The 13473-nt window shown below is 58.1% G+C and carries 11 protein-coding genes; 9 read left to right on the forward strand and 2 right to left on the reverse strand.

Annotation, left to right across the window (positions count from 1 at the left end; all coding sequences use genetic code 11):
* Positions 1-4: 4 nt before the first annotated feature.
* The 9 genes from OGY37_RS15990 (at position 5) to mmuM (ending at position 10164) form a co-directional block, all read left to right on the forward strand.
* A complete protein-coding gene (locus OGY37_RS15990; protein ID WP_148362368.1) occupies positions 5-1669 on the forward strand; it encodes a bifunctional 3-(3-hydroxy-phenyl)propionate/3-hydroxycinnamic acid hydroxylase in 1665 nt (554 codons plus the stop codon).
* Between the two features lies 1 nt (position 1670).
* Complete coding sequence (gene mhpB, locus OGY37_RS15995) at positions 1671-2615, forward strand: 2,3-dihydroxyphenylpropionate/2,3-dihydroxicinnamic acid 1,2-dioxygenase (RefSeq protein WP_063941281.1); 945 nt, start codon at positions 1671-1673, stop codon at positions 2613-2615.
* A 28-nt stretch (positions 2616-2643) separates the two neighbouring features.
* Positions 2644-3510 (forward strand): 2-hydroxy-6-oxonona-2,4-dienedioate hydrolase, encoded by an 867-nt coding sequence (gene mhpC / locus OGY37_RS16000; protein ID WP_191235713.1) that lies wholly within the window; start codon positions 2644-2646, stop codon positions 3508-3510.
* A gap of 9 nt (positions 3511-3519) precedes the next feature.
* Positions 3520-4329 carry a 2-keto-4-pentenoate hydratase gene (gene mhpD, locus OGY37_RS16005; protein ID WP_286621226.1) on the forward strand — a complete coding sequence of 270 codons (810 nt, stop codon included), beginning with the start codon at positions 3520-3522 and terminating at the stop codon, positions 4327-4329.
* Complete coding sequence (mhpF, locus tag OGY37_RS16010; protein WP_286615002.1) at positions 4326-5276, forward strand: acetaldehyde dehydrogenase; 951 nt, start codon at positions 4326-4328, stop codon at positions 5274-5276. The genes mhpD and mhpF overlap by 4 nt, the downstream gene beginning before the upstream one ends.
* The gene (gene mhpE / locus OGY37_RS16015) at positions 5273-6286 is read left to right on the forward strand and encodes a 4-hydroxy-2-oxovalerate aldolase (RefSeq protein WP_286546315.1); all 1014 of its coding nucleotides are present in this window, start codon (positions 5273-5275) and stop codon (positions 6284-6286) included. The genes mhpF and mhpE overlap by 4 nt, the downstream gene beginning before the upstream one ends.
* A 69-nt stretch (positions 6287-6355) precedes the next feature.
* Positions 6356-7567: a 3-(3-hydroxy-phenyl)propionate transporter MhpT gene (mhpT, locus tag OGY37_RS16020; RefSeq protein ID WP_191235711.1), complete on the forward strand. Its 1212-nt coding sequence runs from the start codon at positions 6356-6358 to the stop codon at positions 7565-7567.
* 274 nt (positions 7568-7841) lie between these two features.
* On the forward strand, positions 7842-9245 hold the full coding sequence (mmuP, locus tag OGY37_RS16025) for an S-methylmethionine permease (protein WP_286621288.1): 1404 nt from the start codon (positions 7842-7844) through the stop codon (positions 9243-9245).
* On the forward strand, positions 9232-10164 hold the full coding sequence (gene mmuM / locus OGY37_RS16030) for a homocysteine S-methyltransferase (protein ID WP_057067128.1): 933 nt from the start codon (positions 9232-9234) through the stop codon (positions 10162-10164). Before mmuP ends, mmuM begins: the two co-directional genes overlap by 14 nt.
* Positions 10165-10272: 108 nt before the next feature.
* Here mmuM and fbpC read toward each other — a convergent pair whose 3' ends face one another.
* A complete protein-coding gene (gene fbpC, locus OGY37_RS16035; RefSeq protein ID WP_003830930.1) occupies positions 10273-11319 on the reverse strand; it encodes a ferric ABC transporter ATP-binding protein in 1047 nt (348 codons plus the stop codon).
* A gap of 11 nt (positions 11320-11330) precedes the next feature.
* Entirely contained in the window at positions 11331-13409 is a 2079-nt protein-coding gene (locus OGY37_RS16040; RefSeq protein WP_008783887.1) for an ABC transporter permease, read from the reverse strand.
* Between the last annotated feature and the right edge of the window lie 64 nt (positions 13410-13473).

The raw sequence follows: 13473 nt of genomic DNA on the forward strand, positions 1-13473 counted from the left end.
TGAAATGACAACAAAAAACCCGGATATCCAACCCGCTGTGCAGCATACCGCGCAGGTGGCGATTGCCGGCGCTGGTCCGGTAGGGCTGATGATGGCCAACTATCTTGGCCAGATGGGCATTGAGGTGTTGGTAGTGGAGAAGCTCGACACGCTGATCGACTATCCTCGCGCCATCGGCATTGACGATGAAGCGCTGCGCACTATGCAGTCTGTGGGGCTGGTCGAGCGCGTTTTGCCGCACACCACGCCGTGGCACGCAATGCGTTTTCTCACCCCGAAAGGCCGCTGCTTTGCTGATATCCAGCCGATGACCGACGAATTTGGCTGGTCGCGCCGCAATGCGTTTATTCAACCACAGGTGGACGCGGTGATGCTGGAAGGGTTGTCGCGTTTTCCCAACGTGCGCTGCCTGTTCTCCCGCGAACTGGAGGCCTTCAGCCAGCAAAACGGCGAAGTGACGCTAAATCTGAAAGCGCCGGACGATCAACGTGAAACGGTGAAGGCCCAGTGGCTGGTGGCCTGTGACGGCGGTGGCAGCAACGTCAGACGCTCGCTGAACGTGCCGTTTGAAGGTAAAACCGCGCCGAATCAGTGGATTGTAGTGGATATCGCCAACGATCCGCTCAGCACGCCGCATGTGTATCTGTGCTGCGATCCGGTGCGCCCGTACGTCTCCGCCGCACTGCCGCACGCGGTGCGCCGTTTTGAGTTTATGGTTATGCCGGGGGAAACCGAAGCGCAGCTTAGCGAGCCGCAGAATATGCGTCAGCTCTTGAGCAAAGTACTGCCGAACCCGGACAACGTCGAGCTGATCCGCCAGCGCGTGTATACCCATAACGCCCGTCTGGCCGAACGTTTTCGTATTGACCGCGTGCTGCTGGCGGGCGATGCGGCGCACATTATGCCGGTCTGGCAGGGTCAGGGATACAACAGCGGCATGCGCGATGCTTTCAACCTGGCATGGAAACTGGCGCTGGTGATTAACGGTAAAGCCGGCGATGCGCTGTTGGATACCTACCAGCAGGAACGTCGCGACCACGCCAAAGCGATGATCGACCTCTCTGTGACCGCAGGCAACGTACTTGCACCGCCCAAACGCTGGCATGGTGCGGTGCGCGATGGGGTTTCCTGGCTGCTGAACTATATTCCGCCGGTCAAACGCTACTTCCTTGAAATGCGCTTTAAGCCGATGCCGCAGTACCACGCCGGGGCGCTGGTGCGTGAAGGCAACGCGAAAACTTCACCGGTCGGCAAGATGTTTATCCAGCCGAAGGTGACGTTGGAATCGGGCGAAGTGACGTTGCTCGACAACGTCATCGGACCGAATTTCGCGGTGATTGGCTGGGGCTGTAACCCGCTATGGGGCATGAGCGAGGCGCAGATCCAACAGTGGCAGGCGCTGGGGACGTGTTTTATCCAGGTCGCGCCGGAGACGCAGATACATACCGATCAGGATAACCACGATGGCGTTACCCGCATTGGCGATACGCAAAACCGCCTGCGCGCGTGGTTTGCCCAGCACAACGCCGCGCTGGTAGTCATGCGCCCGGACCGCTTCGTGGCCGCCATCGCCATTCCGCAAACCCTGGGCAGCACCCTGAATAAACTGGCGTCGGTGATGACGCTCACTCGCGCTACTGCCGACATTCCTGTTGAAAAGGTTGCCTGATATGCACGCTTATCTTCACTGTCTTTCCCATTCGCCGCTGGTGGGCTATGTCGACCCGGCACAGGCTGTGCTCGACGAGGTTAACGGCGTGATCGCCAGCGCTCGGGCACGTATTGCGGCGTTCGAACCTGAACTGGTCGTGCTGTTTGCCCCCGATCACTACAACGGATTTTTCTACGACGTGATGCCGCCGTTCTGTTTAGGCGTTGGCGCTACGGCGATCGGCGATTTTGGTAGTGCGGCGGGGGAATTGCCGGTTCCGACAGATCTGGCTGAAGCCTGCGCCCACGCGGTAATGAAAAGCGGTATCGATCTCGCCGTGTCCTACAACATGCAGGTCGATCATGGCTTCGCGCAGCCGCTGGAGTTTTTGCTCGGCGGCCTGGATAAGGTGCCGGTGCTGCCAGTGTTTATTAACGGCGTCGCCGCGCCGCTGCCGGGCTTTCAGCGCACCCGCATGCTCGGTGAAGCGATTGGCCGTTTCGCCAGCTCGCTGAATAAGCGCGTGCTGTTTTTAGGCTCCGGTGGTCTGTCGCATCAGCCGCCGGTACCGGAACTGGCGAAGGCCGATGCCCATATGCGCGACCGCCTGCTCGGTAGCGGCAAACAGTTGCCTGAAAACGAGCGTGAGCTGCGCCAGCAGCGGGTGATCAGCGCCGCCGAGAAGTTTGTGGTCGATCAAAACACGCTGCACCCGCTTAACCCCGTCTGGGATAACCGTTTTATGACGCTGCTTGAGCAGGGGCGTTTGCAGGAGCTGGACGCGGTCAGTAACGAAGAGCTGTCCGCGATGGCGGGCAAATCAACGCACGAAGTTAAAACCTGGGTTGCCGCCTTTGCCGCCATTTCTGCCTTTGGCAACTGGCGCAGCGAAGGCCGTTATTACCGCCCGATCCCGGAGTGGATCGCCGGATTCGGCTCCCTGAGCGCCACTACGCAGAACTAAAACAGAACTGAATATGCAGGAGAACATCATGACTTACCAATCGCAAACCGAAGCCGCTACCAGTCGTTTTCTGGAGGTGCAGGAAGCAGGCGAAACCCTACGCGTGCATTTCAATGACTGTGGGCAGGGCGAAGAGACCGTCGTGCTGCTGCACGGATCCGGTCCTGGCGCGACGGGCTGGGCAAACTTCAGCCGAAATATCGATCCGCTGGTACAGGCCGGATACCGGGTGATCCTGTTGGATTGTCCTGGCTGGGGCAAAAGCGATGGGATCGTTAACCGCGGTTCGCGATCCGATCTCAACGCTCGAATCCTGAAAAGCGTGGTCGATCAGTTGGATATTCAAACAGTCCACCTGCTGGGTAACTCGATGGGCGGTCACAGTGCCGTGGCGTTTACTTTGAGCTGGCCGGAGCGCGTGGGCAAACTGGTATTAATGGGCGGCGGAACGGGCGGCATGAGCCTGTTTACCCCGATGCCGACCGAAGGTATCAAGCGCCTGAATCAGCTGTATCGTGAGCCGACCATCGAGAACCTGAAGCTGATGATGGAGATCTTTGTCTTCGACACCAGCGACCTGACCGAGGCGTTGTTTGAGGCGCGGCTGAATAACATGCTGTCGCGCCGCGATCACCTGGAAAACTTTGTCCAGAGTCTGGAGGCCAACCCGAAACAGTTCCCGGATTTCAGCCCGCGTCTGGGTGAAATCAAAGCCCAGACCCTGATTGTCTGGGGACGCAATGACCGCTTCGTACCGATGGATGCCGGTCTGCGCCTGCTCTCCGGAATTGCCGGTTCTGAGCTGCATATCTACCGCGACTGCGGACACTGGGCGCAGTGGGAGCATGCGGATGCCTTTAACCAGCTGGTGCTGAATTTCCTCACACGCACTTAAGGAACGGACATGACGAATCGTAATCTTGAGCAGCTAGCCGCCGATTTACGTCAGGCTGAAGAAAAAGGGGAAGCCATCGCCCCACTGCGTGAATTGATTGGTGTGGATAACGCCGAAGCGGCCTACGCCATTCAGCACATCAACGTGCAGTACGACGTGGCGCGTGGGCGTCGCGTGGTCGGGCGCAAAGTGGGGCTGACGCACCCGAAAGTGCAGCAGCAGTTGGGTGTCGATCAACCGGACTTCGGCACGCTGTTTGCTGATATGTGTTATGGCGATAACGAAACCATCCCGTTTTCCCGCGTGCTGCAACCGCGTATTGAAGCCGAAATTGCGCTGGTGCTGAACCGCGATCTGCCCAATACCGACACCACTTTTGACGAGCTTTACAACGCCATCGAGTGGGTCCTTCCCGCGCTGGAAGTGGTCGGCAGCCGTATCCGCGACTGGTCGATCAAATTTGTTGATACCGTGGCGGATAACGCCTCCTGTGGCGTGTATGTGGTCGGCGGTCCGGCCCAGCGTCCGGCAGGATTAGATCTGAAAAACTGCGCGATGAAAATGACGCGCAACAACGAAGAGGTCTCCAGCGGACGCGGCAGCGAATGCCTGGGACATCCGATCAACGCCGCCGTCTGGCTGGCGCGCAAAATGGCCAGCCTCGGCGAGCCGCTGCGTGCCGGAGACATTATTCTCACCGGAGCGTTAGGCCCGATGGTGGCGGTGAATGCGGGCGATTGTTTTGAAGCCCATATCGACGGTATTGGTTCAGTCGCCGCCACCTTTTCAGCGGCGGTTACAAAAGGAAGTCAGTCATGAGTAAGCGTAAAGTCGCCATTATCGGCTCCGGCAACATCGGTACCGATTTGATGATAAAAATTCTGCGTCACGGCGTGCATCTGGAAATGGCGGTGATGGTCGGTATCGATCCAGAATCTGATGGCCTGGCGCGTGCCCGACGCATGGGCGTTGCCACCACCCATGAAGGGGTGACAGGGCTTATCGCCATGCCGGAATTCGCCGATATCGACATCGTGTTTGACGCCACCAGCGCAGGCGCGCATGTGAAGAACGATGCCGCGCTACGTGCCGTTAAACCAGGCATCCGCCTGATCGATCTGACGCCCGCGGCAATCGGTCCTTACTGCGTGCCGGTGGTGAATCTGGCAGCCAACGTTGATCAGCAGAACGTCAATATGGTGACCTGCGGCGGACAGGCAACCATCCCAATGGTGGCGGCAGTTTCTCGCGTTGCAAAAGTCCATTACGCCGAGATTATCGCCTCGATCGCCAGTAAATCGGCGGGGCCGGGTACCCGCGCCAATATCGACGAGTTTACCGAAACTACCTCGAAGGCGATTGAAGTGGTCGGCGGCGCGGCAAAAGGCAAAGCCATTATTGTCCTTAACCCGGCCGAGCCGCCGCTGATGATGCGTGACACGGTGTATGTGCTGAGCGAAGCGGCCTCTGAGGTTGAAGTTGAAGCGTCGATTAATGAGATGGCGGCGGCGGTGCAGGCCTACGTGCAGGGCTATCGCCTGAAACAGCGTGTCCAGTTTGAAGTCATCCCAGAAGATAAACCGGTGAATCTGCCGGGTATCGGCCAGTTCTCTGGGCTGAAAACCGCGGTGTATCTGGAAGTGGAAGGCGCGGCGCACTATTTACCAGCCTACGCGGGCAACCTCGACATTATGACCTCCAGCGCGCTGGCGACCGCTGAGAAGATGGCACAGTCCCTCGCTCGTCAGGCAGGAGAAGCAGCATGAACGGTAAAAAACTCTATATCTCTGACGTGACCCTGCGCGACGGTATGCACGCTATTCGTCATCAATATTCGCTGGAGTATGTACGCCAGATAGCCAAAGCGCTGGACGACGCACGGGTTGATTCTATTGAAGTGGCCCACGGCGACGGTTTACAAGGTTCCAGCTTTAACTACGGCTTTGGTGCGCACAGCGACCTGGAGTGGATTGAAGCGGCGGCGGACGTGGTGAAGCATGCCAAAATTGCCACGCTGTTGCTGCCGGGTATCGGCACTATTCATGACCTGAAAAATGCATATCAGGCCGGCGCACGGGTAGTGCGCGTGGCGACCCACTGCACTGAAGCAGACGTGTCGGCCCAGCATATTCAGTATGCGCGTGAGCTTGGCATGGATACCGTCGGTTTTCTGATGATGAGTCATATGACCACACCGGAGAACCTGGCGCAGCAGGCGAAGCTGATGGAGAACTACGGCGCGACCTGTATTTATGTGGTCGATTCCGGCGGCGCAATGAACATGAGCGATATTCGCGCCCGCTTCCGCGCACTGAAAGCGGTGCTGAAGCCGGAGACGGAAACCGGAATGCATGCGCATCACAACCTGAGTCTTGGCGTGGCGAACTCCATTGCCGCGGTAGAAGAGGGGTGTGACCGTATCGACGCTAGCCTGGCCGGGATGGGCGCAGGCGCGGGCAACGCGCCATTGGAAGTGTTTATCGCCGCTGCGGAAAAACTCGGCTGGCAGCATGGAACCGATCTCTACGCACTGATGGACGCCGCCGACGATTTAGTGCGTCCACTACAAGATCGCCCGGTGCGGGTGGATCGTGAAACGCTGGCGCTGGGCTATGCCGGGGTGTACTCCAGCTTCCTGCGTCATTGCGAAGTGGCGGCAGCACGCTATGGCCTGAGCGCAGTAGATATTCTGGTGGAACTGGGCAAACGTCGGATGGTGGGCGGCCAGGAAGATATGATCGTCGACGTGGCGCTGGACCTGCGCAACCGCAAATAAAAAATGATTACGCGGCTGGCAACGTATCAGCCGCGATTCACCTGCATCGTGACCTCAGAGGGACATCTTATGACGACCCGTACCTCCGCATCTTACCGCCTGACGTTGACCGTTGGGCTTTGCTTTTTAGTTGCCCTGATGGAAGGGCTGGATTTACAGGCCGCCGGTATCGCTGCCGTCGGTATCGCCCACGCGTTTGCGCTGGATAAAATGCAGATGGGCTGGATCTTCAGCGCAGGCATTCTCGGGCTACTGCCCGGCGCGCTGGTGGGTGGCATGCTGGCTGACCGCTATGGCCGCAAGCGTATTCTCATTGCCTCTGTGGCGCTGTTCGGCCTGTTCTCGCTGGCGACGGCGATTTCCTGGGATTTCTCATCGCTGGTATTTGCCCGTCTGATGACCGGTGTCGGGCTGGGCGCGGCGTTGCCGAACCTGATCGCGCTGACCTCCGAGGCGGCGGGCCCGCGTTTTCGCGGTACGGCGGTGAGTCTGATGTACTGTGGTGTGCCGATTGGTGCGGCGCTGGCGGCAGCGCTCGGGTTTAGCGGTCTTGCCTCCGCCTGGCAAACGGTGTTTTGGGTAGGCGGGGTGATCCCGCTGCTGCTGGTGCCGCTGTTGATGCGCTGGCTGCCGGAATCACAGGTTTATACCCAACAAACGCAAGTGACCGCCGCACCGCTGCGGGCCCTGTTTGCGCCAGCGACGGCGAGTGCCACGCTGCTGCTGTGGTTGTGCTATTTCTTCACCCTGCTGGTGGTGTATATGCTGATCAACTGGCTGCCAATGCTGCTGGTGGAGCAGGGCTTTCGGCCATCGCAGGCGGCAGGCGTAATGTTTGCTCTGCAAATTGGCGCGGCCAGCGGCACGTTAATTCTCGGGGCGTTAATGGATAAACTGCGCCCAGTGGTGATGTCGCTGCTGATCTACACTGGGATGTTGGCTTCACTGCTGGCGCTGGGTACGGTGTCGTCATTGAGCGGCATGCTAATGGCGGGATTTGTGGCGGGGATGTTCGCCACCGGCGGGCAAAGCGTGTTGTATGCGCTGGCGCCGCTGTTTTACAGCACGCAGATCCGCGCCACAGGCGTGGGAACCGCCGTCGCAGTCGGGCGTCTGGGGGCGATGAGCGGCCCGCTGCTGGCAGGGAAAATGTTAGCGCTCGGTACCGGAACGGTAGGGGTGATGGCGGCTTCTGCGCCGGGCATTATGCTGGCAGGCCTGGCGGTATTTATTCTGATGAGCCGCAAATCGCAGATGCCGTTCCCGGTCAGCGGTGCTTAAGCACTCATCCGGTTGTGGGAGTGGGGAGATTTGATTCCCACTTCCGGGTGAACGCCGTCAGTCAACTGTGTTGCCAAAGTTTAGATAAAACATGGCAACGGAGGCGTTATGAGCTGGCGGCCCTTTTTGTATCTGATTATTAATCCCCACCCGCTATTAAGCGCCCGGCGCGGTCATCTGCGTCTGGTGCAGGGTTGACTTTGCATTCTGTTAACAAACACGGTATAACAAACCTTCTTTGGATGTTTAGATGTCCATACGTTTAGAAGGTTATATGCAAACAACACAACAAAATGCGCCACTGAAGCGCACAATGAAAACGCGTCACCTGATTATGCTTTCCTTGGGTGGCGTGATTGGCACAGGGTTATTCTTCAATACCGGTTACATCATTTCCACCACCGGAGCGGCGGGAACGCTACTGGCCTATCTGATTGGCGCGCTGGTGGTCTGGCTGGTCATGCAGTGTCTGGGCGAGCTGTCGGTCGCGATGCCGGAGACCGGGGCGTTTCACGTTTATGCCGCGCGCTATCTTGGTCCGGCTACTGGGTATACCGTGGCCTGGCTCTACTGGCTGACCTGGACCGTGGCGCTGGGTTCGAGCTTTACCGCCGCTGGATTCTGTATGCAGTACTGGTTTCCACAGGTGCCGGTATGGGTCTGGTGCGTGGTGTTCTGCGCGATTATTTTTGGTCTGAATGTTATCTCCACGCGCTTTTTTGCCGAAGGGGAGTTCTGGTTCTCGCTGGTCAAAGTGGTCACTATCATCGCCTTTATCATCCTCGGTGGGGCGGCGATTTTCGGCTTTATTCCGATGCAGGATGGCTCGCCCGCACCGGGGCTGAGTAATATCACGGCGGAAGGCTGGTTCCCGCACGGTGGCTTACCGATCCTGATGACTATGGTGGCAGTGAACTTTGCTTTTTCGGGGACCGAGCTTATCGGCATTGCCGCCGGTGAAACGGAAAACCCGCGCAAGGTTATCCCCGTGGCGATTCGTACCACCATTGCGCGGCTGATTATTTTCTTCATTGGCACCGTGTTTGTGCTGGCGGCGCTGATCCCGATGCAGCAGGCGGGCGTGGAGAAAAGCCCGTTTGTGCTGGTATTTGAGAAAGTAGGGATCCCGTACGCCGCTGATATTTTTAACTTCGTGATCCTGACAGCTATTCTTTCTGCAGCGAACTCCGGTTTGTATGCTTCCGGGCGCATGCTGTGGTCGCTGTCGAATGAACGTACGCTACCGGCCTGTTTTGCGCGAGTAACGAAAAACGGTGTACCGCTGACGGCGCTGTCGGTCAGTATGCTCGGTGGTGTGCTGGCGCTATTTTCCAGCGTGGTGGCCCCGGACACGGTATTTGTTGCGCTGTCGGCAATCTCCGGGTTTGCGGTGGTGGCGGTGTGGCTGAGCATCTGTGCCTCGCATTTTGTTTTTCGTCGCCGTCATCTGCAACAAGGTAAGGCATTGTGTGAATTACATTATCGCGCGCCGTGGTATCCGCTGGTGCCGGTATTAGGTTTTGTGCTGTGCCTGGTGGCCTGTGTAGGGCTAGCATTCGATCCAGCGCAGAGAATTGCGTTGTGGTGCGGGTTACCGTTTGTTGCGTTGTGCTATGGTGCTTATTTCCTTACTCAACCCCGAAACGCAAAACAGGAGCCAGAACATGTCGCAGAATAATCCGTTACGCGCTCTCCTTGATAAACAGGATATCCTGCTGCTGGATGGCGCGATGGCGACGGAGCTGGAAGCGCGAGGGTGTAACTTAGCCGACAGCCTGTGGTCAGCCAAAGTGCTGGTAGAAAACCCGGAGCTTATCCGCGAAGTGCATCTTGATTACTACCGGGCGGGGGCGCAATGCGCGATCACTGCCAGTTATCAGGCGACGCCGGCGGGCTTCGCCGCGCGAGGTCTGGATGAAGCGCAGTCGAAAGCGCTGATTGGCAAAAGCGTGGAGCTGGCGCGTAAAGCCCGTGAAGCGTATCTGGCAGAGAACCCGCAGGCGGGAACACTACTTGTGGCGGGATCCGTCGGGCCTTACGGCGCGTATCTGGCGGATGGCTCTGAATACCGTGGCGATTATCATTGTAGCGTTGAGGCGTTCCAGGCGTTTCATCGCCCGCGCGTGGAAGCCTTGCTGGATGCCGGGGCCGATCTGCTGGCCTGCGAAACCCTGCCGAATTTCGCCGAGATTGAGGCGTTGGCTGAGCTGTTGACCGCATATCCGCGTGCGCGGGCGTGGTTCTCATTTACCCTGCGCGACAGCGAGCACCTGAGCGACGGTACGCCGCTGCGTGACGTGGTTGCGTTGCTGGCGGGTTATCCGCAGGTGGTGGCGCTAGGCATTAACTGCATTGCGCTGGAAAACACCACCGCTGCGTTGCAGCATTTACACGGTTTAACGGCGCTGCCGCTGGTGGTGTATCCGAACTCGGGCGAGCAGTACGATGCGGTGAGCAAAACCTGGCATCATCACGGTGAGCATTGCGCGCAACTGGCGGATTATCTGCCGCAGTGGCAGGCCGCTGGCGCACGGTTAATTGGCGGGTGCTGTCGCACCACGCCTGCGGATATCGCCGCGCTAAAAGCGCGAAGCTGAGAGTTTATCGGGTCTACATCGTTCATTGTAGGCCTGATAAGCGCAGCGCATCAGGCATTGCCGGATGGCGGCGCAAGCGCCTTATCCGGCTTACAAAGCCACAAAACGTTATGCCGCATCCGCCAGAACAAACATGCCGTACGGATGGATTTCGAGATAATACTGTTCGCCGACGTCCGGTTGCAGGCGCGTAGCGTTGACCTGCAATAAAATCTCCTGCCCGTGCCATTCCACCGTCACTTCATACTGCGGACCCATATAGGCGACGTGGCGGATCACGCAGCGCTGGCTCTCCTCGCCGCGATCGCTGAGCGTGATCGCTTCCGGGCGCACACCGACCATCCCTTCACCCTGTGTACCAAAGTGCAGCGGGCGCGGCAGATGATAGCCGTAGATATCAACGTATCTGTCGCTGAAGGTAGCCGGGAACAGGTTGGCATCGCCCATAAAGCTCGCCATAAAGCGGGAGGCGGGCTGGCGGTAAAGATCCTGCGGTGAGCCGATCTGCATGATGTGTCCCTTGTTCATCACCAGCACGGTATCAGAAACCGCAAAGGCTTCGCTCTGATCGTGGGTGACGTACAGCGAGGTGATATCAAACTGCTTTTGCAGCTCGCGGATCTTGTCGCGCATGCTGCGACGCAGGTTGGCGTCGAGGTTACTCAACGGCTCATCAAACAGCAGCACTTTCGGCTTGAGGATTAGCGCGCGGGCCAGCGCCACGCGCTGCTGCTGACCGCCGGAGATCTGGTCGACAAAGCGGTCTTCGAATCCTTCCAGATCCACCATCGCCAGCGCCTCTTTGACGCGGGCTTTCAGCTCTGCGCGCGGTACGCCGAGCATTTTCAGGCCATAACCGACGTTCTCTCCCAGCGACATATGCGGGAACAGGGCATAGGACTGAAACACCATGCAGATATCGCGCTGCTGAATAGAGCGATGGGTGACGTCTTCGCCATCAATGAAAATTTGCCCTTCGCTCGGTTTTTCCAGCCCGGCAACCAGGCGCAAAATGGTGGTTTTGCCGCAGCCGGACGGGCCGAGCAGGGTTACCATTTGCCCCTGCGGGATGGTGAGGTTGATATTGTCTATTACCGTATTACTGCCAAATCGTTTAGTGACGTTGCGCAGTTCAACGAAATTTTTCTGAGTCATAGTGCGCTCCATTACGCCTGGTTTTTGGCTTTTGAACGGGAGGTACGTGATTCGCCGATCAGCCAGTCAAAGATGAAAATAATCGCCAGCATCACCACGATCAGAATGGAACCGTAGGCAATCGCCACACCGTATTCGCCATCTTCAACGCGGTTCAGGATGTAGGCCGTCGCTACGCGGGTATCCGGCGTGACGAGGAACACAATGGCGCTGACGGTGGTAATGGCGCGCACAAAGCTGTAAATCAGTGCCGAAAGGATCGCCGGACGCAGCAGCGGCAGCAGGATATGTGTAATGGTCCGCAGCGAACCGGCGCGCAGGCTGAGCGAGGCTTCATCGAGCGATTTATCGATTTGGCCTAAGCCCGCGATGCCTGCGCGGATACCGACCGGGACGTTACGCATCACCATTGAGATAATGACGATGGCGGCGGTGCCGGTGAGGTACACCGGAGCGCTGTTAAAGGCCAGAATGTACGACACGCCCGCGACGGTGCCCGGAACGGCAAAGCACAGCATGGTGGTGAACTCGATGGTCTTCTTGCCTTTAAACTGCTGGCGCACCACGATCCATGCGATCAGCAGGCCGAAGATCGCGGTGATCGGCGCGGCAATCCCGGCGTAGAGCAGGGTGTCGAGCAGTGAAGGCCACGCGCCGTCGCTCATCCCCTGACCGAACAGTTTGGTAAAGTTCGCCAGCGTCAGGGTGTAGTCCACGCCCCAGTTGACGGTGAAGCTACCGTAGAAAATGCTGCCGTAGAGCAGGGCGTTAAAGGCAATCCACACTGCCAGCAGCGCGACCACACTCCATACCAGCGTTACCGGCAGCGGCTGTACGTCGCCCCGGTAGGATTTGCCGGAAACGGTGACGTATGAGCGTTTACCAATCCACATATACTGCACGCAGAATACCAGCAGCGAGAACAGCAGCAGGAAGGCTCCCAACGTACTGGCGGCCTGGTAGTCGAGCTGCGAACCGGTGATGTAGAAGTAGATTTGCGTTGCCAGCACGTCGAAGTTACCGCCGAGCACCAGCGGGTTACTAAAGTCGGCCAGTGACTGCACCACTACGATTAAAAAAGCGTTCGCCAGTGCGGGTTTCAGCAGCGGGACAAACACGCCGTTAAAGGTCTGCCAGCGGCTGGCACGCAGGGTGTATGACGCTTCTTCCAGCGACGGATGAATGGTTTTGATTGCGCCGTCGAGGATCATAAACGCCATCGGCGTAAAGGCCAGAACCTGCGCCAGCCAGATGCCGGTAAAGCCATACAGCCAGTTGGTGTTGGTTAAACCAAACCATTCGACCATAAACTCGGTGATGTAACCGGAGCGTCCCATCATCAGCGTGACGCCTAAACCGACGACAAACGGCGGAGTGACGATCGGCAAAATCGAGAAGATACGTCCGATTATGGCGCTGCGTCTGGCGATACGGGTGGTGTAGATAGCCAGTACCAGACCAAAGAAGGTACAGCCGACGCCGACGGCAATCGACAGCATAATCGAGTTGAGGATCACCTGAATGATATGTGCCTGCGACAGCACATTCATAAACGCCAGCGGGGCAAATTCCCCGGCGTCGTTGGTGAACATCGGAATGAAAATGGCGATGCTTGGCCAGACGATAAAAATACCGATCAGAGCGACAATCGCGGTAAGCGAGCCGATGACGAAACGGTCACCGCCCAGCCATTCGAGGCGGGTGAGCGCCAGGGTCATGATTGCACCAAGCGCCACAAACAGCACGATGGTGGCATAGCCTAAGCCGCGACCCTCAAGGGTGGCGCTGGCGACAATAAAGGCCATACAGAAAAATGCCCAACCCGCGTCAAGATAATGGCGGCTGCGCTGTTCGCGCCTGGCTTCATGGAATGGGCGCACCAGCAGCAGACTTGGCAGCAGATACCACAGCCAACTGATATTGAACTGCGACCAGCCGTAGGCGGCGAGTATTTCTTCCCGCGTTGACTCCAGCAGACCGTAGTCCAGGCTCCAGCTCGGCAGCAGGGCAAACGCCAGCCAGCCGAGCAAAACCCAAAGAAATATCGCATCCCGTTTTTTCACGGGATGGAGTGCAAGTGTGTGTGACATAGCGTTTCCGGTAATGTAGGCCGGGTAAGGCGTTTACGCCGCACCCGGCAAATGAACGCAACGT

Origin of the sequence: Citrobacter sp. Cpo030, assembly GCF_030333005.1 — a bacterium.
Taxonomy (GTDB): domain Bacteria; phylum Pseudomonadota; class Gammaproteobacteria; order Enterobacterales; family Enterobacteriaceae; genus Citrobacter; species Citrobacter portucalensis.